22 protein-coding genes are annotated in these 23,928 nt (G+C 59.7%); 13 read left to right on the forward strand and 9 right to left on the reverse strand.

Annotated elements, in window-relative coordinates; translation table 11 throughout:
- Positions 1-42: 42 nt before the first annotated feature.
- Together B8746_RS08920 and B8746_RS08925 are read right to left on the reverse strand one after the other, a co-directional pair.
- A complete protein-coding gene (locus B8746_RS08920; protein ID WP_084393344.1) occupies positions 43-2,055 on the reverse strand; it encodes a hypothetical protein in 2,013 nt (670 codons plus the stop codon).
- Positions 2,056-2,147: 92 nt separating this feature from the next.
- Entirely contained in the window at positions 2,148-2,816 is a 669-nt protein-coding gene (locus B8746_RS08925; protein ID WP_233124124.1) for a nitroreductase family protein, read from the reverse strand.
- Between the two features lie 144 nt (positions 2,817-2,960).
- Here B8746_RS08925 and B8746_RS08930 point away from each other — a divergent pair, with 144 nt between their 5' ends.
- From B8746_RS08930 to B8746_RS08945, 4 genes are all read left to right on the forward strand, one after another.
- Positions 2,961-3,626, forward strand: coding sequence for a TetR/AcrR family transcriptional regulator (locus tag B8746_RS08930; RefSeq protein WP_233124126.1), 666 nt, complete (start codon positions 2,961-2,963; stop codon positions 3,624-3,626).
- 2 nt (positions 3,627-3,628) lie between these two features.
- On the forward strand, positions 3,629-4,810 hold the full coding sequence (locus tag B8746_RS08935; RefSeq protein ID WP_084393346.1) for an efflux RND transporter periplasmic adaptor subunit: 1,182 nt from the start codon (positions 3,629-3,631) through the stop codon (positions 4,808-4,810).
- Positions 4,811-4,816: 6 nt separating this feature from the next.
- A complete protein-coding gene (locus B8746_RS08940; RefSeq protein ID WP_084393347.1) occupies positions 4,817-7,942 on the forward strand; it encodes an efflux RND transporter permease subunit in 3,126 nt (1,041 codons plus the stop codon).
- A 102-nt stretch (positions 7,943-8,044) separates the two neighbouring features.
- Entirely contained in the window at positions 8,045-8,572 is a 528-nt protein-coding gene (locus tag B8746_RS08945) for a hypothetical protein (RefSeq protein WP_084393348.1), read from the forward strand.
- On the opposite strand, the gene B8746_RS08950 is transcribed toward B8746_RS08945, so the two are convergent.
- On the reverse strand, positions 8,569-10,212 hold the full coding sequence (locus B8746_RS08950) for a choline dehydrogenase (protein ID WP_084393349.1): 1,644 nt from the start codon (positions 10,210-10,212) through the stop codon (positions 8,569-8,571). The two genes, B8746_RS08945 and B8746_RS08950, sit on opposite strands and share 4 nt — an antisense overlap.
- 158 nt (positions 10,213-10,370) lie before the next feature.
- Between B8746_RS08950 and B8746_RS08955 the strand changes: the two genes are divergently transcribed.
- From B8746_RS08955 to B8746_RS08970, 4 genes are all read left to right on the forward strand, one after another.
- Positions 10,371-10,967 carry a PilZ domain-containing protein gene (locus B8746_RS08955; protein WP_233124128.1) on the forward strand — a complete coding sequence of 199 codons (597 nt, stop codon included), beginning with the start codon at positions 10,371-10,373 and terminating at the stop codon, positions 10,965-10,967.
- Positions 10,968-11,042: 75 nt separating this feature from the next.
- Positions 11,043-11,846, forward strand: a complete 804-nt coding sequence (gene cysE, locus B8746_RS08960; RefSeq protein ID WP_084393350.1) for a serine O-acetyltransferase — start codon at positions 11,043-11,045, stop codon at positions 11,844-11,846.
- Between the two features lie 65 nt (positions 11,847-11,911).
- A complete protein-coding gene (locus B8746_RS08965; RefSeq protein WP_084393351.1) occupies positions 11,912-12,292 on the forward strand; it encodes a hypothetical protein in 381 nt (126 codons plus the stop codon).
- A gap of 76 nt (positions 12,293-12,368) precedes the next feature.
- Positions 12,369-12,575: a DUF3126 family protein gene (locus B8746_RS08970; RefSeq protein ID WP_084393352.1), complete on the forward strand. Its 207-nt coding sequence runs from the start codon at positions 12,369-12,371 to the stop codon at positions 12,573-12,575.
- Positions 12,576-12,669: 94 nt separating this feature from the next.
- On the opposite strand, the gene B8746_RS08975 is transcribed toward B8746_RS08970, so the two are convergent.
- Entirely contained in the window at positions 12,670-13,470 is an 801-nt protein-coding gene (locus tag B8746_RS08975; protein WP_084393353.1) for a PhoH family protein, read from the reverse strand.
- Positions 13,471-13,714: 244 nt separating this feature from the next.
- On the opposite strand from B8746_RS08975, the gene B8746_RS08980 reads away from it, so the two are divergent.
- Positions 13,715-14,248, forward strand: a complete 534-nt coding sequence (locus tag B8746_RS08980; RefSeq protein ID WP_084393354.1) for a gamma carbonic anhydrase family protein — start codon at positions 13,715-13,717, stop codon at positions 14,246-14,248.
- Here the strand turns inward: B8746_RS08980 and B8746_RS08985 are convergent.
- Positions 14,245-14,799: a PAS domain-containing protein gene (locus B8746_RS08985; RefSeq protein ID WP_158084577.1), complete on the reverse strand. Its 555-nt coding sequence runs from the start codon at positions 14,797-14,799 to the stop codon at positions 14,245-14,247. The genes B8746_RS08980 and B8746_RS08985 overlap by 4 nt on opposite strands.
- 199 nt (positions 14,800-14,998) lie before the next feature.
- Here B8746_RS08985 and B8746_RS08990 point away from each other — a divergent pair, with 199 nt between their 5' ends.
- Together B8746_RS08990 and B8746_RS08995 are read left to right on the forward strand one after the other, a co-directional pair.
- Positions 14,999-15,961 carry a hypothetical protein gene (locus B8746_RS08990; protein ID WP_143434565.1) on the forward strand — a complete coding sequence of 321 codons (963 nt, stop codon included), beginning with the start codon at positions 14,999-15,001 and terminating at the stop codon, positions 15,959-15,961.
- Between the two features lie 202 nt (positions 15,962-16,163).
- Positions 16,164-18,728: a TonB-dependent receptor gene (locus B8746_RS08995; protein WP_084393357.1), complete on the forward strand. Its 2,565-nt coding sequence runs from the start codon at positions 16,164-16,166 to the stop codon at positions 18,726-18,728.
- A 37-nt stretch (positions 18,729-18,765) separates the two neighbouring features.
- Here B8746_RS08995 and B8746_RS09000 read toward each other — a convergent pair whose 3' ends face one another.
- Positions 18,766-19,161 (reverse strand): DUF4345 family protein, encoded by a 396-nt coding sequence (locus B8746_RS09000; protein ID WP_084393358.1) that lies wholly within the window; start codon positions 19,159-19,161, stop codon positions 18,766-18,768.
- 112 nt (positions 19,162-19,273) lie between these two features.
- Between B8746_RS09000 and B8746_RS09005 the strand changes: the two genes are divergently transcribed.
- Positions 19,274-20,023 (forward strand): DUF4328 domain-containing protein, encoded by a 750-nt coding sequence (locus B8746_RS09005; RefSeq protein ID WP_158084578.1) that lies wholly within the window; start codon positions 19,274-19,276, stop codon positions 20,021-20,023.
- Between the two features lie 80 nt (positions 20,024-20,103).
- Here the strand turns inward: B8746_RS09005 and hfaD are convergent, their stop codons facing one another.
- Genes hfaD through hfaA form a run of 3 tightly spaced genes read right to left on the reverse strand, consistent with a single transcriptional unit; the run spans position 20,104 to position 22,779 of the window.
- Positions 20,104-21,330, reverse strand: a complete 1,227-nt coding sequence (gene hfaD, locus B8746_RS09010) for a holdfast anchor protein HfaD (RefSeq protein ID WP_084393360.1) — start codon at positions 21,328-21,330, stop codon at positions 20,104-20,106.
- 38 nt (positions 21,331-21,368) lie between these two features.
- Positions 21,369-22,367, reverse strand: coding sequence for a holdfast anchoring protein HfaB (gene hfaB, locus B8746_RS09015; RefSeq protein ID WP_084393361.1), 999 nt, complete (start codon positions 22,365-22,367; stop codon positions 21,369-21,371).
- The gene (hfaA, locus tag B8746_RS09020) at positions 22,360-22,779 is read right to left on the reverse strand and encodes a holdfast anchoring protein HfaA (protein ID WP_084393397.1); all 420 of its coding nucleotides are present in this window, start codon (positions 22,777-22,779) and stop codon (positions 22,360-22,362) included. The genes hfaB and hfaA overlap by 8 nt, the downstream gene beginning before the upstream one ends.
- Positions 22,780-23,034: 255 nt before the next feature.
- Here hfaA and B8746_RS09025 point away from each other — a divergent pair, with 255 nt between their 5' ends.
- Positions 23,035-23,463, forward strand: coding sequence for a CBS domain-containing protein (locus tag B8746_RS09025; RefSeq protein WP_084393362.1), 429 nt, complete (start codon positions 23,035-23,037; stop codon positions 23,461-23,463).
- Positions 23,464-23,928 lie beyond the last annotated feature (465 nt).

The following is a 23,928-nucleotide window of genomic DNA, read 5'->3' on the forward strand; positions in this document are numbered from 1 at the left end:
CGCGCTTTACCGGGTTTGCAAATGCCCGATCAGGAAGGGCGGTCAGTCGTAGAAGCATTTCTCCGTGCCATCGCCCTGATTGTAACACCGGCCCTGATAGTTTGGGGGCGGCCGGTAATCGGGTTTCCAGTCGAAGATCGGGTCGCGATAGGCCTTGCGGGCATACTCTTCGGCGGCAACGCGCTCAGCTTGGGCGCGGCCCTCATACCTGGCTTGAGCCCAGCGCCAGACAGTTCCGCACTCGCGGCTATTGTTGCCGAAGCGGCTGCAGATGTCGCTTGCATCGGCTTCGTTCGGCAACTGTTTGTACCTGTTCCAGTAGGCCTGCAGGTATTTGCCGCCCTGCGTGCGGGCGACGGTGTAGAAGACGTCGTTGAACTCAATTTCGTAGCCATTGGCGAGGATCTCATCGGCCTTTTCGCGCTGGCTTTTGGCGAGGCGCTCGGCGCGGACGGCGGCCCATTCTTCCGGATATTCGCGCCCCATGCGGGAGTCGTATTTTTCCTCGAACAGGGCCCGTGCTTGCTTGATGATCTCTTCGGTGACGAGGGTTTGCGGATCATCGGGAGATGATTTGTAGAATTGTGGATTGCGGTGCTCCGCTGTCTGGCGGACATACGCGTCTTCCCCGGAAGTGCCGAGCGTGTACCAGTCAGATATACCGCCTGCCGCGCCAAGGTCCGGGTCTTCGAAGAAGCGCACGGCGGCGTGAAGCGGCATGGATGGAATGTCGTCGGGGTTCTGGCCCCTGAACATGTCGCGGTACACCTCCTCGTCCATTGAGCCGACCCAGACATCCGCCAGTTTGAGTGCGTTGACCGCATACAGGTTGACATTGATCGGTGCCAGCTCGTGCACGTTACCGGATAATGGCTCCATGAACTCCGGCCCGCCTACGACATGGGTAATGAAGCGGTAATATCGTTCCGACCCTTCGCCGTAGACAACGAGCCATCCGCGGACACCCGTAACCGAAAAATCCATGTGGTCTTTTACGTACAGCGGCACCATGCCCACGGCGCCGTCCTTCATTTCGACCGGCGTGCCATCCTTCAAGCTCAGCGGCACATAGATGTCGCCGTTGAAGAGGCCGTGGCCGGAGGCGAGCGTCCCCCGCTTTTCCAGCGGCATACTGACAAAGTCGGTGCCGGACCCGAATGCGATACGATTGAGTTCATCATAGCTTTTGGGGCTGAGCCGGATCCACTGATTAGGGGGCGTGTTATCGAGCGAGTGACCAATCGCCATGATGGTGAGCTGAGGACCGAGATGGTCGATCTCCAGCTTGAACGGGTCGATATAGACAGAGAATTCGCTGCCATCTTCGGCGCGCACGGGGAAGGCGTAGAGATTGTTGTTGAAGACGTAATAGTCGTTGCCCTGGTCCGGCTCGCGCCGTTCCACGACGTGGTCAATGGTCAGGTCGATCTCTCCTGTAGGCCCCGGGAAGAGGTAGGATTTCAGACCGTCTGAATTCGTGGGGCCTTCAAACCGGACGACGAGTGGCTGATCTGGCGTTTTCCCGTACGCTTGATTGATATGCGACCAGTAGAAAGAGGTCGGCGTAAACGATGCTGTGCCGTCCAGCGTGACGTACCCATACTGCAGATCGAGGCGTTGCACGTAGGCGAGCTTGTCGGAGACGGGATAAGCCCACCTGTATTCAGCTGGCAGCAGGATGTTTCCCTGGTCGTCCGCAATGCCGGTCAGGACAGTCTGATTGGCGATGTAGTAGAGATAGTTGTTCTTGCCGAAGCCGAGATGGTCCTGCGCGAATTTCTCGTAAGCCGGCCCGGTTGTGCCCTGGCGTTCCAAGATGGGGATGAGTGTTTCCTCGCCGAGTATGAATTGCTTCACCAAGGACAGCTTCTTGGGGGCGGCGCCCTCCGTTGACGGGCGAACATAGACCTGTTCGGCCTCGATGATGCAGCCGACGCCATTGTTAGGGGTTCGGCATTCAGTGTCGAACCGGTCGGTGGAGCTGTAATTTTTCCAGGCATGGGCCGGGAGGCCGACAGCAACAATTGCGAGAAGGGCGGTGAGTGTTCTGATCATGTGTGCTCTGTCCCCGAATCAACAGGAGACAGCTTTACCGGCTGATCAGGCAATCGCAATTCGCAAGACGGGAAATCCGACGCCTGCTCGTGCTATCTGCCCCAGTGCTGAATAAGCGCTGCCGGGTCGGGCCGGGCGCGTTCCTGCGGGTGGGCGCTTGCGGTGCCGAGATATACAAAGCCGGCAATCCGCTCAGTCCCTGAAAGGCCGAGCAGCCTGTCGATGCCTTTGGAAAAGCTGATCCATTCGGTCAGCCAGACACCGGCCCAGCCAGCTGCGTTTGCGGTGAGGAGGAGATTGTAGGTGACTGCGCCGGCCGACAGTTCCTGTTCCCAGACAGGTGTCCTGCCATCATCGGTCGGGTTGGAGACGACAGCAATGACGGTCGGCGCGCGCAGGAGAAGTTTCTTTGTGATCTCGATAGCCTCCGGGCTTGCCGAAGGGTCTTCGTCTGCCTGTATGCGGGCAGCGGCTTCGCCGAATCTGGATCGGGCCTCGCCTTCAAAGATGATGAAGCGCCAGGGTGTCATGCGGCGGTGATCAGGCACACGCATGGCTGTGGCGAGGATATCGTCCAATGCTTTTCCGGTGGGGCCGGGGGCGGCAAGCATGGCCTTGTTGGCCGAACGGCGGAGCGAGAGGAAACGGCATGTCTCAACAGACGGACGCACAGGAAGCATGGGTGTGCCGACGGGCGGCGCGGGCGGGAAGATATCAGTCATGCGGGCTTGATAGGCCGGGCTGGCCGCTTTGTCAGCCATGATGGCGGCAAATAATGCGAATAAGTCTTAGTTGCAAAGTAAATGATGAAGTGAACACTGTTCACAAAATGAACATCCTTTTCTTTGATTTCATTTCAGGCTATGGGGAAGCAGGCTCCAGAGGCTTACGGGATGGATGACCATATGATTTCTCCCGCCGAGAGACGGCGGCTGCGCGTTCGCGATTCCATTCTGGAAGCGGCAGAGCGGGTCTTTGCCGATGAGGGGGAGGCCGGCCTGTCCATACGGCGCATTGCCGACGAAATCGATTATTCGCCGGCTGCGATATACAAATATTTCGGGTCGAAGGATGAATTGCTCAATGAGCTCAAGGAAGCCTTCTTTGCGCGCATCCTGACGAACATCAATGACATCTATGAATGTTCGGCTTCATTTCCGGAGCGGGCGCGGGCCTGCGTGACAGGATATGTCCGCACGGCGCTTGAAAAGCCACATCACTATATAGCGGCCTTTGCCGGTCAGGCACCGCTTGCTCCAACGCCGTCCGACCCGGAGGCTTTTCGCAGCACCAACCGCGCGCAGGCCTTCATGGTGCTCGCCGGCATGGTCGAAGAGGGCATCACGAACGGGCACTTCCGGGCGGAACTCAATCCCTTGGATACGGCCAAGGCGGTCTGGGCGTCGATGCACGGCATCGCGATGATGATGTCGCACTTCCAGACCTTTCCGAATATGAGCGTGTTGCCGAGTGAGCTTTCGCGCGATGCATTTGTCGATTTTCACGCAGATCTCACCATTCGCGGCCTGGAAACACATCCTGGCCAGGCTGTTGAGAAGAGGGGCGGTTGAACATGTCGGTGTCTGAACACGACCATGGCGAGGTTCGCGAGCCGAAGCCGAGTTTCATCAAGGGGCTGCTATTCCTGTTCGTCCTGCTGATTGTGGTCGCTGGGCTGGCAATATTTGTGCTGACGCAGCGGTCCAGCGAGGGACCGCTCATCATCTCCGAAGACCCGACGCCGCTCAGTGTCGATGTGATGACCGCCAGCCTGCAGCAGTCACTCGATCTCGATGAGAAATTCACCGGCCTCGTGGCAGCGAAGCGGACCAGTGAACTCGGTTTTTCCGCTGGCGGTCGAATTGCACGAATGAATGCAGATGTGGGCGACCGGGTTGTAACCGGCCAGTCGCTGGCGACGCTGGATACAAGAGGGCTGCGGTCACAGCTGAATTCGGCCGAGGCACAGATTGCCGAAGCGGTTGCCAATCACGCACTCGCCATGTCGACGGTGGAACGGCAGAACGCATTGCTTGCAAAAGGGCATGTCGCCCAGCAGCGCGTCGATGAAGCGGTTGCGCAAGCGACCACAGCGCGCGCTCGGATTGATGCAGCCCGGGCACAGGCCGACACGCTTCGCGTCCAGATCGACCTGTCGAGCATCACGGCGCCTTATGCCGGCGTGATCACGCGCCGGAACTTTGATGAAGGGGCCATCGCCTCGCCGGGGGCGCCGGTGTTCGAACTGGTTGAATCCAGTGCACTGGAAGCGCGGATCGGGCTTCCGTCGAGCCTCGCAGCGGAACTTGTTGTCGGAGACACCTATGAATTGCTGGGCGATCGCGGGCCGGTCGCAGCGACGCTCAGATCGGTCACGGGCATCATAGATAGCAGCCAGCGCACGGTCACGACGGTGTTTGATATCCTCGACAGTGATGCTGTTTCCACCGGCGCTGTGGTCCGGCTGGAGATGCAGAGAAGCGTATCAGAGCTCGGTCTCTGGGTACCGGTAAGTGCCCTGTCTGAAGGCCAGCGCGGCCTCTGGTCGCTGTATATTGCCAAGCAGGAAGAGGGCGCCTGGCGCGCCCGGCCGGGTCTTGTCGAAGTGATCCAGAGCGAGGGTGAGCGGGCCTATGTGCGCGGCGCCGTATCCGATGGCGACCGGATCATCATTGACGGCCTGCAGCGGATCACCCCCGGACAGGCGATCCATCCGAAGCTTGCGCCGACCGCGACGACGGCGAATGAAGGCTAGGTGAGCATGCGAACGCTCTTCTATCGGCTGCCGCGGCTTTCCATCCTGGTCATCCTGATCGCCATTGCCGGCGCCATCGGGTCGATCCTGACGCTCGGCAGGCAGGAGGACCCGACGCTTGTCGAACGGTTCGGCTACGTCCTGACGACGCTGCCCGGCGCGGATGCGGAGCGCATTGAAGCGACTGTGACTGATCCGATTGAGACGGCGATACGCGAGCTTCCGGAGATCGATGAGGTGCAGTCTGTCTCGCGGGCCAATGTCTCGCAGATAACCGTTCTGATCCGTGAAGACCTGACCGAGGCGGAAGTCGACGATGCGTGGACGCTGATCCGCGGCAAGGTGGAGGGCGCGCGCGCGGCCCTGCCGGACGGCGCGAACACGCCTGAAGTCCGCCGGCTCTATGTCGGTGCTTCCACGCTGCTGGTCGGCCTCGTCTGGGAAGGGCAGGGTGATCCGGAACTTGCGGTCATGGCCCGGTATGCCCGCAATCTTGCGGATCGTTTCCAGAACCTCGCGGGCACTGAGGAAACCGACATATTCGGCCTGCCCAAGGAAGAGGTGCGCGTCGTGATGGATCCGGAAGCGCTGGCTTCAGCCGGTCTGTCCATGTCGCAGGCCGCGCAGCTCATCACCGCAGCCGATGCGAAAGTGCCCGCCGGACAGCTGCGCGGCGACAGCGCGGACATTGGGCTGGAAGTCGGCGGGGCGTTTGACGGGATCGCGAGGATACGGTCCGTACCGCTTGTGCAGCGGCCAGATGGCACAGCCTTGCGCGTTGGGGATATTGCCGAGGTCCAGAAGGGAATCGAAGACCCGGCGACGGTGATGAATTTCACCGACAATAAGCGCTCGGTGCTGGTCGCTGCCTATATTCAGCCGAAACAACGCGTCGATCTCTGGGCCGCGTCAGCGCGCGAGCTGGTCGCCGAATTCGAGCGCAATTCACCGTCGGAAATCGATGTCCGTGTGCTGTTCGACCAAAGCACATACACCGACGCACGGCTGAACGGGCTTGCGAAGAATTTGCTCTTCTCGGCGCTGATCGTGTTTCTGGTGCTGTTCATCATCATGGGATGGCGCGCGGCGCTTGTGGTCGGTTCGGCGCTACCGCTAACCGTGGCGCTGGTGCTGATCCTGTTCAACATCTTCGACTATCCGCTGCACCAGATGTCCGTGACAGGGCTGGTAATTTCGCTCGGCCTTCTCATCGACAATGCGATCGTTGTGTTCGACGAATACGATCAGGAGCGTGGCCGCGGACACAGCATCATCCAGTCTATCGACATTGCGATCGGCAAGCTGTTTGGGCCGCTGTTTGCGTCCACGCTGACGACCGCGCTTGCCTTTGCGCCGATTGCCCTGATGCCGGGGTCTGCAGGTGAGTTCATCGGCATGATTGGCGTCTCGGTGATCTTTTCGGTCGTGATGTCCTTCCTTGTTGCGATCACGATCATCCCCTTCATGGCTGGCCGGCTCGACCGCACACGCAAGCCGAACGAGAAAAAGAACTGGCTGCGCGATGGGGTTTCCCTGGATGCGGTGACGGACGGCTATCGCTGGACGATCGGCGTCGTGCTGGCTTTCCCGCCGCTCGGTGTGCTGATTGGTGTTCTGCCAGCGGTGCTCGGTTTCATGGTGGGCAGCTCTCTGCCAGTGCAATTCTTCCCGCAGACCGAGCGAGACCAGTTCCAGGTGGAGATAACGCTGCCGCCATCGGCGACCATCCATGATGCAAGGCGCGCCACCGAGCGCGCAACCGAGCTGCTGTATGGCTATCCGAATGTCGAAATGGTCAATTTCACGCTCGGGGAGGGGGCGCCGCGAGTCTACTACAATTCCTTCAACAATACGCAGGGCGTCGCCGGCTTTGCTGCAGGATGGGTGCAGCTGAAGGACAATCATTCCACGCGTATCATGGTTAGGACGATCCAGGACGAACTGCGAATGGAGTTTCCTGATGCACAGTTCCTGGCGCTTCCGTTCGAACAGGGACCGCCAGTCGATGCGCCCATCGAATTCTTCATACGCGGTGACAATCTCGAAACCCTGAACCGGCTGGGCGACGAGGCGAGGCGTATTCTGGCTGGCGTGCCGGGCATCACATACACACAGGCAAGCCTCAAAACGGGCGCGCCGGTTGTCACAATTCGCGCCGATGAGACCGCTACAGCCATGTCGGGCGAAAGGCTGGCAGAGCTGGCCAATGAGTTGCGCGCAGAGCTGGAAGGCCTGCCGGCCGGGTCAATCCTCGAAGGGATAAAAGAGGTGCCGGTCCGGGTGATTGCTCCGCAAGCCCGCCGCTCAGAACTGGCCGATCTTCGCGCCAAGACAATCGGCAATTCGCCAGGCGCCTTCGGCGCATCGATTGCGTCGATCAGCGAGATCACGCTGGATCCGCAAACGGCGGTCATCTCACGCCTCGACGGTCGCCGTGCCAACCAGATCTACGGCTATACCGAGCCGTACTCGCTGCCGGCGCCGATCATGTCGAATTTCCAGGAAGCGCTGGAGCGCGAAGGGTTCGAGACGCCGCCTGGCTACGACATCATCATTGGCGGCGAAGCGGAGTCGCGTGACCAGGCGATGGGCAATCTGATGTCGCTTGCCGTGCCGCTGATCCTGATTATGGCGGGCGCCGTCGCGCTGGTCTTCAACTCGTTCCGGATGAGCCTGCTCATCCTGCTGACGGGCGGACTATCTGTTGGGCTCGCCTTTGGCGGGGTGTGGCTGTTCAACCTGCCGCTCGGCTTCAATGCCATCATTGGCGCCCTCGGCCTGCTGGGCATTTCGATCAACAGTTCGATTGTGGTCCTGTCGCTGCTGCAAGGCAGTGAAGCGGCGCGGAATGATGATGTCATCGCGCAGAGGGAGATCGTCGTCGATGCGACGCGCCATATCGTGGCAACCACGCTGACGACGATGGGCGGCTTTGTGCCAATCATCCTGACGGGTGACGTGTTCTGGCTGCCTCTGGCGACGGCAATTGCTGGCGGTGTGGCAGGGTCAGCCCTGCTGGCGCTCTATTTTGCGCCGGCGGTCTACCGCATCATGACGATGAAGCCGTTTCAGAAAGCCTGGCGAAGTGTGTTCGGCGGACGCCGGGAGCCTGCAACGAGAGCGGCTGAATAGCGTCAGACCGGTTCGCCAGCATGCACGCGCCGTAACACACTGATTACTTTTGGCAGGCATAAGAGTTGTGTTGTATTTACTACATAACAGGTTGTTCTGTTGATGGATTCTTCCACGCTTGATCTTTCCAAGGTTGATCCGCCGCAGTGGCGCGTGCTCGTACATGGGTCGGTGTATGGCCCATATACGCGCGGCCAGATGCAGGCATTCATCCGGGAGCGGCGGATTGTCGAGGAAACAAAGGTGGCGTGCGGTGATGGCGGCGCTTTCGTCCTGGCGCGCGAACATGAAGACCTCGCCACAGCCTTTGCAGGCCTGCGGGCGACAACCAGCGAAGCTGAATCAGAGCCGTCGAACTATCTCATCATCGCCCGTCTCGCTTCGACGGGCGAGATGCAGATGATGTCGGTGCTGAACCGGCTTGGCAAGTTTGCCGAAGTCATGCCCGGAGTGTGGGCGCTGCGCTCGACCGTCCGGCAGGCGCGTGTCCGCGAACGTATCCAGGCGGCGCTCGGCGTGGCCGATCAGGTCATGATCGCGAATGCGACGTCAGGACGACTGGCCTGGCTCAACCTCGGCCCCGAAGCCGATGTTCACATCCGGAACGTCTGGGACGCCAAGATCGCCTAGGCCGGTTCGCTGATGTCAGCGGGCTCAAGCGCCGGTTTTCCGAGGATCATGTCGGCAGCCTTTTCAGCGATCATGATGGTCGGGGCATTTGTATTGCCGCCAATCAGCGTCGGCATGACCGATGCGTCGACGACGCGCAATCCTTCGACACCCCGGACGCGCAACTCGCCGTCGAGCGGATCGGCGTCATGTATGCCCATGCTGACCGTGCCGACAGGGTGGTAGATCGTCTCGCCGGTCTCGCGCACGAAAGCATCAATCTCATCGTCTGACTGCACGCCGGGCCCCGGCATGAATTCATCGCCGCGAAAGTCTGAAAAGGCGTCCTGAGCGGCGATCTCACGGCTGATCTTCACGCCTTCGCGCATCGCGCGGCGATCTTCCTCTGTGGCAAGGTAGTTCGGATCGATCAGCGGATGGTCGAACGGATCATTGCTGGCGAGGGTGATGGTGCCGCGGCTTTCCGGCCTCAGCTGGCAGGCATGGATGGTGAAGCCGTCACTTTTTACCTGGGTTCGGCCATGATCGACCATCATGGCATTCACATAGTGCAGCTGCAGGTCCGGGCGGTCGAGGCCTTCGCGCGATTTCAGGAAGGCGCCGGCCTGCAGGAAGTTATCGCGTCCCGGTCCCTGCTTGCGAAGCATGTAATTGAGCCCGACCGCGATTTTCTTCAGGCCGGCCTGTTTTGAATAGGCCGACAGCTTTTGGGTCATCCGGTGAATGACCGTCACGTCGAGATGGTCCTGCAGGTTGCGGCCGATATTGGGGCTGTTTGCGATGACGGGAATGTCGTGGGCGCGAAGTTCGTCTGCCGGCCCGATCCCGGACAGTTTCAGGAGCTGCGGGGACTGGACCGCACCGGCGCACACGATCACCTCTTGCGAGGCTTCTATGGTCTCGGCCTGCGCGCCACGCTGTGCAATGGTTTCGACGCCGTGCACGCGCCCGCCGCGAAGCAGGATGCGGCTGACGAGGGCAGTGGACAGGACGGTGAGGTTTGCGCGTTCCTTCAGAACGGGCCGCAGGAAAGCAGCCGCGGCGCTCCACCGTTCGCCGTCATTGATGGTCCGCTGGTAGCGACCGACGCCTTCCTGCTGGCTGGCGTTAAAATCGCTCGTCCTCGCATGACCAGCCTGTTCTCCTGCTTCAATGAATGCATTATAACACACTGAATCGAGTGGGCTTTCTTCGACAATGAGCGGCCCGTCCGCGCCATGATGAGGGGTGGCTCCGCCTTGATAATTCTCGGAGCGGCGGAAGTAGGGCAACACTTCGCTATAGCCCCAGCCGCGCAGGCCGGACTGACGCCACTGGTCGTAGTCGCGCGGATGGCCACGGATGTAGATCATGCCATTGATGGCTGAAGATCCGCCCCAGCCCTTGCCGCGTGGCCACCAGAGTTCACGTGCATTCATGTGGGCCTGGGGCGTGGTGTAGAAGCCCCAATTGTGCGGATTGGCGTCCTTGATGAGGCTGCCGACGCCGGCGGGCATGCGGACCATCAGCCCGTCGGCTTTTCCCCCCGCTTCGATAAGACAGACGGACACTGCCGGGTCAGCGCTGAGGCGGTTGGCGAGGACGCAACCTGCACTGCCCGCACCGACGATCACATAGTCATATCCTGTGGGTTTGCTCATAGTCCGCTATTCCGCCCGTGATTCTTATGCTTCTTTTATACCGGTCGATAGTGTCAGCTTTATCCAAAGCTTCAACCTTTTATGAACCCACACAGCCTAGTTTCACCCTGTACGGTGGGCGTTCATTCCTGCCGATTCGGCGAGATTGGGAGGGGCGCTTGCAAGCTCTTTCGAAGAAAGTGTCCAGTATTCGGATCCGCAGCGACCTGCAAAAGGATCGCCGACGCAATGCGCGCGTCAGCATCGCCTTGAGCGGTCGGTTCCTGTCCGGCGACAATGAAGACCATAGCCTGCTGACCCGTAATATTTCCTGCGGCGGGGCAGACCTCATCGCCAATGTACGGCCGACCGCCGGCGCGCCGCTCATCTGCTATTTCGAGGACCTCGGCCGACTTGAGGCTGAATTTGTGCGCGCGACCGAGGAAGGCTTTGCTGTCCGGTTCAACCTGACCAGCCGCAAACGCGACAAGGTCGCCGACAGGCTTACCTGGCTTGCCAATTACAAACAGCTCGGTCTTGAAGATGAGCGGGTCGCGCCTCGTTATGCTGGCGGTGGCCCTGCCATGGTGACGCGCGCCAATGGGCGTGTCCTTCAGTGTCGAACGGTGGACATCTCCCTGACAGGTGCCGCTTTCGAAGGTGACGGACCAGCGCCGCCGATCGGTGAGATCGTTTCGGTCGGCAATCTCCAGGGGGAAGTCGTCCGGACACTGCGAAACGGGTTTGCGATCCGTTACCTGCCCAAGGGCGCCTAGGCGCGAACTTACGACATTGTGACTTGAACGAGGCAGGTTTCCTAGCCATCTGAACCGTGACAGTCTGGAGGCCCCATGGTCGAAAATCCCGATATTGGCGCGCCGCCGCCACCATGGAAACGTCTGCGCTTTGAGGCCAAGGCGGCCGCCGCCGATGAGCCTGCACTCGCCAGCTATATTGATGCGGCCATCCTCTCGCACGACACGATCTGCCGGGCACTGGCGTTCCATCTTGCAGAAAAGCTGGCCGGTCCGGAAATGGGCGCGCAGCAATTCCGGCACATTATCGCATCCGCCTATGATCACGACCACGCCCTGGTCGAGGCGGCCGAAATGGACATGCAGGCCGTGCTTGAGCGCGATCCGGCATGCCGCGGAATGCTGCAGCCTTTCCTGTTCTTCAAAGGATTTCTCGCGCTCCAGACGCAACGCGTGGCCAACCGCCTGTGGCGCGAGGGCCGCGAGACGCTCGCCTTCCATTTCCAGTCGCGTTCCAGCGAACTGTTCGGCGTCGACATCCATCCTGCCGTGAAGATGGGCAGGGGCATCATGCTCGACCACGCCACCAATATCACCATCGGTGAAACGGCTGTCGTTGGCGACGGCTGCTCCATCCTGCAGGGCGTCACGCTTGGCGGTACCGGCAAGGAAGTTGGTGACCGACATCCCAAGATCGGACGCGGCGTGCTCGTATCGGTCGGCGCGAAGGTGCTGGGCAACATTACGGTTGGCGACGAAGCCAAGATCGCTGCCGGCAGCGTCGTCCTGAAAGATGTGCCGGCGCATACGACCGTGGCCGGCGTTCCGGCGCGTATTGTGGGCGGCGAGGCAAACAATCCAGCCCGCAGCATGGACCAGACGATCCCGGACACCAAATAGTCAGACTCGCTAAGCCAGGCACTTTCTTCTAGGGTCTCCCCGTCAGCAAGCAGGCGAGGTGGGACATGTGGAAATTGCTAGGTGGCTTCGGGCTGGTTACATCAAAGATCATCGCGACCTTCTTCATGGTCATCTTCCTGATGTTGCTGGGCTTTGCCTTCTTTCCGGACCTGCTGAACCGGATGGCCGACTTTACGAACTGGATCGAGGGCCAGATCCGCGACCCGAACATGGACGACAGGGGCAAATTCCTGTTCCGCACGCTGGTCAATGAGAACACGATCTTCGGTATTATCATGACGCTGATCGCGCGGGCGGTGATCGAGTTCCTGTTCTGGATATTCGGCGTGATGTGGCGCGCGGTGAACCCGCCGGAAGAGACACCGAAGCCCTCTGCTGCCAGTGCGCCTCGTTCGGATGCACCGCCGACATATTATGAGAGCTGAGGAAAATCAGGGCTCTGGCATTTGAGCTGGACGCCAATTGCCGTAAGGCCTGTCCCGTACACGACAGGAGACAATCATGGAAAAAGAAGAAATCCTGCGCCTTGAGGCGTATCTGAAGGAAAAGCTCAATCCGGGCGTCCGTCTCGTCGCGCGCAGCCAGACGGATGATTCCGTTGAGGTGTATCTCGGCGCCGAGTTCATTGCCGTGATCTACAAGGATGTGGATGAGGGCGAAACGTCCTACCAGTTCCAGATGACGGTGCTGGCTGAAGATTTGGGCTAGCGCGCTCGATTACATCGACAGTTCCCAACAAAAAACGGGCGGTCCTTCTGACCGCCCGTTTCTTCATGCTTGCCTTTCCCGCTGGGTGAAAAGCCTAGAGAACGTCGAGCATCTCCGCGACGAGCGGGTGGCGGACAATGTCCTGGCCTTCAAGGTAGACCACTTCAGCATCCGAAAGCCCCTGAAGCTTTTCAGCCGCCTGGGCGAGGCCGGACAGGTGCGGGAGCAGATCAGATTGTGCCGGGTCGCCGGTCACCGCCATGGTCGAGTGCCAGCCCAGCCGCGTGAGCAGCATCTTGAGCTGCGTGTAGGTGCAGTTTTGCGCCTCATCAATGACGACGAAGGCATTATTAAGGGTGCGCCCGCGCATGAACCCGATCGGGGCGATCTCGATCAGGCCTTCGCCCATCATGTGCTTGAGCTGTTGTGGCGAGAGCCGGTCTGCGAGCGCGTCATAGAGCGGCCGTAGGTAAGGCGCGAGCTTGTCTTCCATCGCGCCTGGAAGGAAGCCGATCTGCTCGCCAGCCTCGACGGCGGGGCGGGACAGGATGATCCGCGCGACCTTTCCTTTCTGTAGTGCCTCGACGGCCTTGCAAATGGCGAGATAGGTCTTGCCCGTGCCGGCCGGGCCGAGGGCGCAGACGAGGGACTTTGTTTCGAGCGCCGTCATCAGGCGTGCCTGGTTCTCAGATCTCGGTTTGACGGTTTTCTGGTAACGCTGTTCGCGCGGTGTATTCGGATTGCGGACCTTGTCAGCATCATCTGGATGCCAGCCGCCCTGAATTGCGTAGAGCCTTGCTTCGTTTCTCGATTTACCCCCCATTTCCTCCAGGAAGCCCATGGCTTCCAATTCGGCATTCGCTTTCTGGCGCTTGGCAGAGGCTCTTTTACCCATGTGAGGATCTCCTTTTTGGGTACAAAAAAACCGCCGGGCAGAATTGCCGGGCGGCTACGAAAAAGCGGGAGAGGGAAGCTTCGGCCCTTTTACAAAGGCCGGGGGGTATTTCTGGCAGAGATGGTCTGAACACCATCGGTACTTGCCTCCCGAATCTCTCGACCATTAGAGATTACCAAGGTTAATGCGCGCTTAACCAGTCAGGCTGCGTAAGAAATTTTAGTGACACGGAAGGACCAGAAATATGGCACTCTATGAACTCGATGGCGTCAAACCGAGCACACCGCAGAGCGGCAAGTACTGGGTCGCCGAAAACGCCACGGTTCTCGGCAATGTGATTCTGCGCGAGAATGCGAGCGTCTGGTTCAATGCGGTGCTGCGCGGCGACAATGACCCGATCGAGATCGGCGAAGACTCCAACATTCAGGATGGCAGCGTCCTGCACACCGATCTTGGCGTTCCGCTGACCATCGGAAAGAAGGTAACCGTTGGGCATATGGTGATGCTGCACGGGTGCACGATTGGCGACGGGACACTGATTGGCATCGGCTCAACCATCCTGAACCGGGCGAAGATTGGCAGGAACTGCATTATCGGGGCACATTCACTGATCCCCGAAGGCAAGGAGATTCCTGACAATTCGCTGGTCATGGGCGCGCCGGGAAAGGTCGTCCGGCAGCTTGATGAGGGTGCTGCTCAGATGATCGCCGCGTCGGCGCAGGTCTATGTCGACAACTGGAAGCGCTTCAGCAAAGGGCTGAAGCGAATCGACGGCTAGTCGATATCGTTGCTGGCCACCAGCTTGAGGTGTGGTTCCGGTTTCCCGCTGTCGGGCGGGAAGAGGGCGGTTACACGGTGGCGCCAGACAGGCCGGCCACGCAGGAACATCTCTCCGCCGAGCGTCTGATAGAGGCCGAGAATGCGCGCGCCGCCATCCTTGTGAGGCGGCTTGGCGAGCGGTGCCAGGATGAGTTCCAGGTCAACGCGCTCGCCCGTCAGCGACTCCCCACGGCCGCGGACCACGCCTGGCAGGCGTTCTTCAAGGATCGATTTGAGAAAGAGTTCCAGCATGGCCCGGTCATGCCCGGCCCAGAAGTTCAGGAAGTTGTGATCTGTTAGCTGGCGGCCAAGAGAGGCCTGGATCTGCTCGCCAGCTGTCCGGAAAACCCAGTCGCTGTCCCCGGCATCCTGAATCACGAAAAGACGTGAAACGAGATCTGGATGATCGCGTGTGGCGGGCGCGGCGGAACCGTCCGTGTGTACGGCGTTCATGCGCTGCCAGGCGGTCAGCAGGGTCTGGCTGTTCGGGTGAAGCGTGCGGTCCAGCATTCCGGTTTGGTCACTCTTATACTTATTACTGTAGGCACAGCGTGCGCCTGGTTCGAGACGGCCGTCGCAAGGCGCGGGCCAGACGCTTCCCAACACCCGAGAGGCGTATTCCTTGCCGGTCTGGGACATTTTTCGCGGGTCACGCGAGCTGCGGCATGGAACGTGCTTCTTGAGAGGCGAAGAGCCACGGAGACACGTCATGCGCGTTTCAACACGATACACATTCATCGCCGGCGCGGGTATCGCAGCCATTATTGCCCTCACGGCCGCAGCGACTGCAGGAGGCGGCAAAGGCAGCTGCAATGGCTGTAATGCGCCGCCGCCACCGCCGCCGAGCTATAATCCCAATAATGGATCGCCTTGCTGTACCGGCGGGCGAAACCACGGCGTATTTGTCCCAGGCGTCAATGTCGCCGGACCGAATATCTCGATTGGCGGCAGCAATGTGAATGTCGGTGGTGGCACACTGAACTTCTCGGCCCAGACCAATCTCAATGTTTCGGCAGCGGCGTCGGCGAGTTCCGAAGTGGTAGCTTATGCAGGCGGCGGTGGCGGCTTCAGCGGCCCTGCGCCTGTCGGCATGACCGCCATCGACAATCTGAATGTCGTCGGCGGGGAAGAGTATTATACTGAGAAAGTCGTCGAGCAGGTGCCGACCATTGAAGAATACTGTGTCGATGAGATCAGCTACAAGACGTCCTGGCGCGCGGTTCAGGCGGTCTGTATTGATGATACCGGCTCGCCACATCCAGCGTCTCAGGTCGATGGCGGCCAGTCCATCGCTTCGGGCTTTTCTGGCGAGATCTACCGCTGTGTGGCCGGATCGCGCCTCCAGGTCACGATCGGGTCTGTGACGGATGGCAAGGCCAGCTTCGATCAGGGCCAGTCCATGGCCTGCGCCAAGGGTGAAGCGCTAGTCTTCAAGCCTGGCGGCCAGCTGTCTTGCGCACCGCAAAAACCACAGCGCGACTGCAATGAGCGCTCACTGCTGCGTCGGCACGGTCCGGGCATCAAGGTGTTCGAGGGACGCCACGCTGAGAAGGTGTGTGTGCCGCAGCAGCGCACGGTCATGAAATCAGTGACGCGCGAAGTCCAGAAGGTTCGCGCGACCGCTGGCGGCTCGATGGTCTTCGATGGCGGCGTGGGCCAGGGCGTTTACTAGGACAGACGTCGAACCGTAATGAATACAGCAGGAAGGCCCCGCCATGCGCGGGGCTTTTCTTTTGGTGTCACAGATTGTTCGCCTGAATATTTGCGGTGTTGCCGCTTTACCACGTTGCATCCATGCATGGCGTTGGTAGGCCTTAAGGAGCGCGTGATTCGCGCCAGAAAAAAATAATCCACGGATTCAGGAGACGTGAGACATGAGGCAACCTCCCAAAACTCGTTCACAAATTTCCATCTTCAAGGCATCGCTTTGCGTTGGCGTTGGTCTGAGCGCCCTGATGGCCGCTCCGGTGTCAGCCGCGAATGCGCAGGAAGAAGAAGCCGAAGAAGCCCCGCGCCGACTGAATGCCGTGGTGGTTGAAGCGACCCGCCGCGAAGGCACGACTGTGCAGGATGTGCCAGTGTCAGTCACGGCGTTCGATGCTGCCCTTCTCGAAGATACAGGGGTTGCCCGTCTGAACGACATCGAGCAGATCGCGCCGTCCATCCGTGTATCCCAGACCGAATCTGCCGCTTCAGGGACGAGCATCGCCATTCGTGGCATCGGTACCGGATCCAACAATCCAGGGTTCGAGCCAGCCGTGGGTGTGGCCATTGATGGGGTGTACCGCACGCGGACCGGCATCGCCCTGTCCGAACTTCCTGAACTTGCCGGGGTCGAAGTCCTGCGCGGTCCGCAAGGCACGCTGTTCGGCCGCAACACATCTGCTGGCGTGGTATCGATCAATACCGCCAAGCCGCAGTTCGACCCGAATGCCTATATCGAGGTCGGGGCTGGAAATTACAGCATGTATACCGTTGAGGCCTCTACCACCGGCGGGATCACCGAGAACCTCGCCGGACGTTTCGATATCCGCAAGCGCGCCCGCGATGGCTATATTGACGATGTGAACAGTGATCGTGATCTCAACAATCTCGATCGCTTCCTGATGCGGGGACAACTCCTCTGGGAGAACAATGACAATGCGAGCTTCCGCCTTATCGGTGATTACGGTCAGACGAACGAAGACTGCTGTATCGGTGTGAACCTCGTGCAGGGCCCGACAGCCGCTGCCGTCAGCCTCGCGTCGAGCTTCGCCGGCCTGCAGGGCTTTGTGAATGATGATCCTGACGAACTGAAGGTTGCGCTCTCGCCGAACCGGGACATTTCTGACGATGTCGAGGAGTGGGGCGTTTCCGGTGAATACAAGAACCGGTTTGGCACGATGAATTTCACATCCGTGACCGCCTATCGCGACTGGCAGGCGACACGCGGACAGGATGTCGACTTCTCCGGCATTGACCGCGCTTATCGCGATGGCACGGGTATCAAGGACAAGGTGTTCACACAGGAGTTCCGTCTCCAGGACACGATGGGTAATGTCGACTGGCTGGTCGGTGCATTCTTCATGAATGAGGAGCTGCAATATACCGATACGATCCAGACCGGTACGCAGGCCAATCTCTACACCGATCTCGTTTCCGCAGGGGCGACAGCCAATCCGCTGGCACCGTCAGGTTTCCAGCTGACCGGGTCCGTGCCCGGCATTCCAAGCCTGTTCGTGACATTGCCGAACGGCGCTCCTGCGCTTCGTATTGCTCCCGGCGTGCCTGCTGGCCTTGCGCCATTCCTCATTCCGGGGCTTGGCGATGGCGACGGCCAGAACAGTGACGACTATCAGGTAACCACGAACGCCGCAGCGCTGTTCACGCACAATGAAGTCTTCCTGACTGACAAGCTGACCGCAACGCTCGGTGCCAGGCTGAACTATGAGGAGAAGGATCTCGAATACGACATCTTCTCATCTGCACCGACCTGCGATTTCTTCTTTACGCCGAATGGTCAGTCCGTACTGGCCCAGCTCTCGGCGATTGGTGCGACCCAGCTCGCGCTACTCGCCTGTAACCCGGCGATCAATTCCGAATATAACGGGACCGACAGCGACAGCTTCGACGAGACGCAGGTGACTGGTACCGCCAAGCTCGCCTATGAATTCACGCCGGACTTCATGTCCTACATTTCCTATGCACGCGGCTTCAAATCTGGCGGCTACAATCTCGACCGGTCGGGCTTTGACAGCGTGCTGTTCGGCGGCGATGGTGCTCAGCCTTCGGACCTGCAGTTCGATGCTGAAACCGTCGACAGCTATGAGCTTGGCTGGAAGACGACTTTCAACGCGATCGATGCCACGCTTAACGGTGCCCTGTTCTATCAGCAGGTGTCCGACTTCCAGGAGAACTTCTTCACGGGGACGAATTTCCGCGTGATCAACTCTGATGTCGAAAGCTATGGCCTTGAGCTCGACAGCTCGATCCAGCCGGTTGCCGGCCTGACGCTGCAGGCAGGCTATGCCTACACCAAGGCGGAGCGCGAAGACGATGTGCTCACCCCGCGCGGGGATGGCACATTTGAACTGCTGGCCCGCGGCGGAGAACAGCTGACGCTGATCCCCGAGCATGTCGTGACGGCGTCTGGCACGTACCTCTACGATTTCACGCCGGACCTGCGCGGCCTGTTCCACCTCAATGCGCGCTACAATTCCGAACATATCGCCTCGGCGGCGACGGCCGGTATTGCCGACAATGACGCCTTTGCGCTGATTGGCGGCCGGATCGGCCTGCAGGCGGCGGACGGTTCATGGGAGTTCTCGATCTTCGGCGAGAACATCACTGACGAATACTACAACCTCTCCGCCTTTGTTGTGCCTGAGCAGACCGGGACCATTGCGGTCTATCCGGGCCTGCCGACCATGTACGGCGCAGAGTTCAAGGTAAACTTCTAGGCTTTCAGGCCAGCGAAAACAGGCAAAGCCCCGTCTCTCAGGCGGGGCTTTTTCTGTTGCCGCGAACGCGAAGGGCGATGCATGCCAGGATGAAGGTCAGGACTTCAAATGAGGCAAAGCCCCAGCTGGACAGTGTCGGGGTGTCCCCGAGTATCAGAGAGACAGCGCGGGACAGGGTGTAACCGCCCATATAGGCGGCGAGAAACCAGAGGGCAGGGCGCTCGAAGCCGGCGGGTTGAGCTGCGCCAAGGCCGGTGAGCGCCGCAGCCCCGAGGCTGACCCCGCCATAGATGCCGCGCATCTCGAACACATTGTTCGGGCCGCTCGTCTCGACGCCGAGCTGCGCCGTCATGCCGAGCGGATCGAACAGCGACCACAGACCAAAGACGAGGAACATGAGGGCGATCAGGGCCAGGAAAATTCGAATGAGCATGCCGATGACCTAGTCCAGATTACAGCGCGGGCCAGTTTCGAAAGTTTTGGTTGAGTTTTCCCGGCAAATCATGTTCGAGATTGAGCGTGATCGGGCCGAGCGGGGGAACTTCATGAGCGCTTCGACAATTGAAGAAACTGTGCCGCCGCCGGCGAGGGACAAGGCTTCCAGATCACGAAAGGTCAAACCGATCGGGAATCTCTGGGCATGGCTAAAATACGCGATGATCTCTTACATTGTCGTGGATCTCGCGCTGATGGTCAGCATCATCGTCACGCTTGTCTTTTTTGACCGTGTCGAAAGCGGCTACTACGCGACGGATCAGGACATCATCGCAGCCGGAACAGCCATCGACATGGTCGCTGCGCCGCTCGGCATTCTCTATATCGTCCTGTTCGTGCTTTGTATGTTCACCTATGCCCGTTTCTTTCACCGGAGCATGAACAATGTTCAGGCGGTGGGCGCCAAGGATGCGACGATGCCGCCGGGCTGGGTGTGGGGGTATTTCTTTATTCCGATCGCCAATTTGTGGAAGCCTGTGGAGGGTGTCCTTCAGATCTGGCGCGGGTCGATGCGGGCGAGCGGCGCCAATCCCAAAGTGCCGCTGGCTGTTGGCCTTTGGTGGACGTTCTGGCTGATCACGACCATCATCAGCAATATTTCATTCCGCCTGTCCATCAGTTCGGGCGCGTTTGATGACGAGATCACCGACTTTGACCTGTTTATCACGACAAACTATCTCGATATTGTCACGAGCGTGACTGGCGTCATCTGCGCGGTGTTCCTGCTATCCTTTGCCAGCCGCTTGAACAAGGCTCAGCAAGCCATCAACAGTGGCGGCATCGCGGAGACCTTTGAATAATTCCTGACTGAAAACCGAAAACCCTCCGGTCCCGTGAGGGAGCGGAGGGTCTGGATCGGCAGATCCACAATCGGAAGAACTTAGTCGCCGATTGATTGGAGTGTGGCAGAGTTGCCAATTGCTGTTGCGGAGCCATAGACCGCGCCGCCATAGGCGACGTGTGCCGAGCCGGTTGCGTAAGTCTGACCGTTATTGACCTGGTTGATCTGGCCGCCGACAGCGCCGTCGCTGCAATAGTTGCAGACGGTTGCGGTCGCCGCGTTGCCGATGGCAGTCGAGGTCACGATGCCGGTGCCGCCCGTCCAGGACTGGCCAGTAAAGCTCGCCTGGCTGCCGACGGTGCCGTCATTGGTCTGGTCGGCATAGATTGCCGTGTCCGACCCGATGTTCGAGATCAGGGCGGAGTTGCCGACGCCATAGGCGCTGGAGGTTGCAAAGCCGGACCAGTGGTCGAGCGTGACATAGGACTGGGCATCGACATCGGCACCATTGACCTGCGTCGTTGGTGCACCCTCGAGGCCGAGCGTGGCATAGCCCCACTCATTGTTGACCGTCGCGGAGTTGCCGAAACTGTTGGTCGATGCGGTGACGTTCGTGCCATCATTCATGTAGACGTCGGTGACGCCGGTAATGGTCGAACCAGCTTCTGTCTTCTGGAGCGCGCGATTGTAATTGCTGCTCGTATAGCCCGTCGACGAGGTTGCGTTGCCCCCGGCCACAGTCGCATAGCTCGCATAATAGCCGTCGCAGCAGGCGTCAGCATCGGTTTCGGCGCGGACATTGGCAGAGCTGTACTGCGTCTGGTCCGCGATATTGGTGCCGAAATTATTGTCGCTCGAAGAGACGTTGGCGATGGCGGTCGTTGCGCTGGATACGGTCGCGGTGCCGAGCAGTTCCATCTCGCTGTTCGCGGTAATGGTGCCGGATGCCGTCTGCGTGCCCCAGAGTGTGTTCGTGCCGTAATCGGTGCCGCTGGTGATGGCATTGCCATAGGCGGTGGTCGTCGACACGGCTGTATCTGCCGAATAGCCGCGCAGGGAGTTTGTCGCCGTGGCGCTTGCATTGAAGTCCTGGCGAACCGTCGCGGTGATGTCGCCCGAATTGCGGACGGCTGCCGCTGCGTTTCCGACCGCGGTGGACGTCGAAGCAACTTCAGGCGTGTAGTCCGGCACGTAGACATTCATGTCCGACCACACATCGCCCATCTGGACCTGGTCGATTGTGCCGGCCTCCTGGGCGATTGCGATGGTCGAGGCCGACATGGCGAGCGCCAGAAGGGTTGAGATCCGGGTTTTCTTGCTGATCATCTCAGCCTCCGTTCATGCGAGGGGTGTCTGCGGGCCGATCAATTGCGGCCGCGCAGGGATGTGTCGCGCTTGCTGTGCCAGTTAGAAGCAACTTCGCGCGATGGTCCGTTATATTCTTCGAGCGGTGCACCGCGTGGCACGAAGTCCCCCGTGACGCTATTGGTCGAGATGGCACCGGCGGTTTGCGCGCAGACGTCGCCTGATGGAACCGCATAAAGGTTCGCCATCATCTCCAGCACGGCGCGTTCGACAACCGAACGAATCGCCAGCTGGATCGGCTCCTGCGCGCGTCCCCCGACACCCACATCGAAAACATTGCCATTGGCAAAATCGAAAATGCCAAGCGAAACCTCGCGGCCGATGATCTGCTTCTGGTAGGAGATCACATCAACGACTTCGAGCGATTCGGTTTCGACCAGGCGAAGGTCGAGACCAACATTGATCACGTAAAGCTTTGCGCCGATCGAGCCTTTGGTATCCATCGCGTCGAGGTCGCCGACAAAGGCGTCACCGCCGACAGAACGGATATTGTAGTTCAACTCGGTGATGCCGCCGACAAGATAATAGTCGGAACCCGGGATCGAGCCTGCGGTGATCTTGCGGAAATCTTCCGGAATGTCGTCGCCGATCAGCTTGTTGTTGGCGTATTTCAGCTCAAGCTCGGACACCGACGTATCGAATCGCTCCACGAGGCGAGCACCGGATTTCGCGAAAGCGGAGATCGCCATGAGCGAAGCGCCCTGCGTAACGCGGCGTCCGCCTTCAATGTCAGCCTTGCCGGTATAGTCCAGGATGCGGCCAACAGCGATTCGCGGCGCGCGGTAGTTGGACTGGCGGGCATAGTGGCCCATGCAGACAAGACCTTCGGAATAAGGTGTCGGGTTTGCCGTCACCGGGGCGTTGCCGATGGGCTTGGTGTAGAGGCCATTCGAACCTGCAACCGGCGAGACACAGCCTGTTGCGAGCATGGCGCTGGCGAGAACGGCGGCGGAGGCCTTTGCACGGCCGAGGCCGAAGAGGGTGGTGAGATTAATCATTGAGGTCGAGCTCCCCGTTCAGAAAGACGTTCTGGTCGCCATTGTTGATTTGAGTTGAGTCGATGATCACGGTGTTGTTGTTGCCGTTCGTGATCACGTTCAGCTGGTTGCCGACGGCGGTGCCGGTCCCGATCATGCCGTAGCCGCCATCGGTCTGTCCCCAGCCCGTATTGAGGCTGAGGCCGAGGCCGGTACCGCCTTCAATCAGGCCGTTGACGATGACGCGGTTGTTAGAGGCGTCACGCGTGCCTGCCGAATACGGCTGGCTTTCCTGTCCATAAGCGTAGCCATAGGGGCGTTCGAAGTCAGACATGCTTGACGCTGCCTGTGCGCTGGCCTGCGGGGCAGCGACGAGGACTGTCAGTCCCGCAATGCCCAGAAGCCCTGTCACGATTTCAGTTGTGAATTTCATCTGCCGATCCCTTTTGGGTTTGATGCCCGACCTGCTTGCAATGGGCATGCCAGTCTGAGGGAAAGCGCAGAGTGAAATTCGTCTGCCAGGGGAACGCCTGGCCGCGAATCTGGTGCCTGGACGGCTCTGGACGGGTCGAATCGTCCCGAAACGACACGTTTCAGCTTGCGAAGCCGTAATTACTGATTCCTTCGCTCGCGCGCGCGTCTGTGATATGAGTGCGGTATAAAGAACAGATAAGAAGGAGGACCCCAGATGCTGATTGATCAGATTCTGAAGACCAAGGGTGATGTCGTGACGACGATCGAAGCGTCAAAATCACTCTCTGACGCCGCTCGCCTGCTCGACGAAAAGAAGATCGGTGCGGTTGTCGCCATGAATGGGACATCGCTTGCCGGCGTCCTGTCGGAGCGCGACATTGCCCGCCAGGTGGCTCGACATGGGCGCGACGCTCTTGATCTCACCGTGGAAGAATCGATGACGCGGGGCGTCATTACGGCCAATCCTGCCGAGACGATCGACCAGTGCCTCGGCCGCATGACGGACCGCCGGATCCGGCACCTGCCGGTCATGCGCGACGGCGAGCTGGCCGGTATTATCTCGATTGGCGATCTCGTAAAGTGGAAGATTGAGGAAACGCGCGCCGAGGCCGATGCCATGGCGGACTATATAAAGGGCGGATAAATCCCTTCTCGGGTGATATTTGGGCTTGCCAAAACCCCCGAACAGATTCTATATGGTCCGTTCCATCTGAAACGCCTCTGACTTTGCGGGGCTGGTGTTTGCCGGCTCAGTGAGGCAGCGTTTTGCGCCAAATTTGCGGAAAATGGCCTTTGTGTCGAGTTTCTGCAGAGAAGTGCAGAAGGGTTGTTGACGGGAGACGGGCAGGCTCATACAAGCCGCTCTCCTTCTGGAAAGACCCGCCGGATCAACGGGGTTTGTGAGAACCTCTGCGGTACGGTTTGTGCTTTAAATACTGTGGTTCAGCGGCTTTATGCCAAAGACTGCAGAAGGTGCAGAAAAGGGTGTTGACGGAGTTTGGTAAGGCTCATATATGCCGCCTCTCTCCTGAAGACGCCCACCCAAATCGGGGCCGCTTCCGCGGCAGTCGAGACCGGGTTCTGCGCTTTGAATATTGCAGGTTTCGCA

Origin of the sequence: Henriciella pelagia, from assembly GCF_002088945.1 — a bacterium.
GTDB lineage: Bacteria > Pseudomonadota > Alphaproteobacteria > Caulobacterales > Hyphomonadaceae > Henriciella > Henriciella pelagia.

Coding starts and splice junctions, on each gene's coding strand:
- B8746_RS08920 (WP_084393344.1), bottom strand. CDS start 2,055: ATGATCAGAACACTCACCGCCCTTCTCGCAATTGTTGCTGTCGGCCTC.
- B8746_RS08925 (WP_233124124.1), bottom strand. CDS start 2,816: ATGGCTGACAAAGCGGCCAGCCCGGCCTATCAAGCCCGCATGACTGAT.
- B8746_RS08930 (WP_233124126.1), top strand. CDS start 2,961: ATGATTTCTCCCGCCGAGAGACGGCGGCTGCGCGTTCGCGATTCCATT.
- B8746_RS08935 (WP_084393346.1), top strand. CDS start 3,629: ATGTCGGTGTCTGAACACGACCATGGCGAGGTTCGCGAGCCGAAGCCG.
- B8746_RS08940 (WP_084393347.1), top strand. CDS start 4,817: ATGCGAACGCTCTTCTATCGGCTGCCGCGGCTTTCCATCCTGGTCATC.
- B8746_RS08945 (WP_084393348.1), top strand. CDS start 8,045: ATGGATTCTTCCACGCTTGATCTTTCCAAGGTTGATCCGCCGCAGTGG.
- B8746_RS08950 (WP_084393349.1), bottom strand. CDS start 10,212: ATGAGCAAACCCACAGGATATGACTATGTGATCGTCGGTGCGGGCAGT.
- cysE (WP_084393350.1), top strand. CDS start 11,043: ATGGTCGAAAATCCCGATATTGGCGCGCCGCCGCCACCATGGAAACGT.
- B8746_RS08965 (WP_084393351.1), top strand. CDS start 11,912: ATGTGGAAATTGCTAGGTGGCTTCGGGCTGGTTACATCAAAGATCATC.
- B8746_RS08970 (WP_084393352.1), top strand. CDS start 12,369: ATGGAAAAAGAAGAAATCCTGCGCCTTGAGGCGTATCTGAAGGAAAAG.
- B8746_RS08975 (WP_084393353.1), bottom strand. CDS start 13,470: ATGGGTAAAAGAGCCTCTGCCAAGCGCCAGAAAGCGAATGCCGAATTG.
- B8746_RS08980 (WP_084393354.1), top strand. CDS start 13,715: ATGGCACTCTATGAACTCGATGGCGTCAAACCGAGCACACCGCAGAGC.
- B8746_RS08985 (WP_158084577.1), bottom strand. CDS start 14,799: ATGCTGGACCGCACGCTTCACCCGAACAGCCAGACCCTGCTGACCGCC.
- B8746_RS08990 (WP_143434565.1), top strand. CDS start 14,999: ATGCGCGTTTCAACACGATACACATTCATCGCCGGCGCGGGTATCGCA.
- B8746_RS08995 (WP_084393357.1), top strand. CDS start 16,164: ATGAGGCAACCTCCCAAAACTCGTTCACAAATTTCCATCTTCAAGGCA.
- B8746_RS09000 (WP_084393358.1), bottom strand. CDS start 19,161: ATGCTCATTCGAATTTTCCTGGCCCTGATCGCCCTCATGTTCCTCGTC.
- B8746_RS09005 (WP_158084578.1), top strand. CDS start 19,274: ATGAGCGCTTCGACAATTGAAGAAACTGTGCCGCCGCCGGCGAGGGAC.
- hfaD (WP_084393360.1), bottom strand. CDS start 21,330: ATGATCAGCAAGAAAACCCGGATCTCAACCCTTCTGGCGCTCGCCATG.
- hfaB (WP_084393361.1), bottom strand. CDS start 22,367: ATGATTAATCTCACCACCCTCTTCGGCCTCGGCCGTGCAAAGGCCTCC.
- hfaA (WP_084393397.1), bottom strand. CDS start 22,779: ATGAAATTCACAACTGAAATCGTGACAGGGCTTCTGGGCATTGCGGGA.
- B8746_RS09025 (WP_084393362.1), top strand. CDS start 23,035: ATGCTGATTGATCAGATTCTGAAGACCAAGGGTGATGTCGTGACGACG.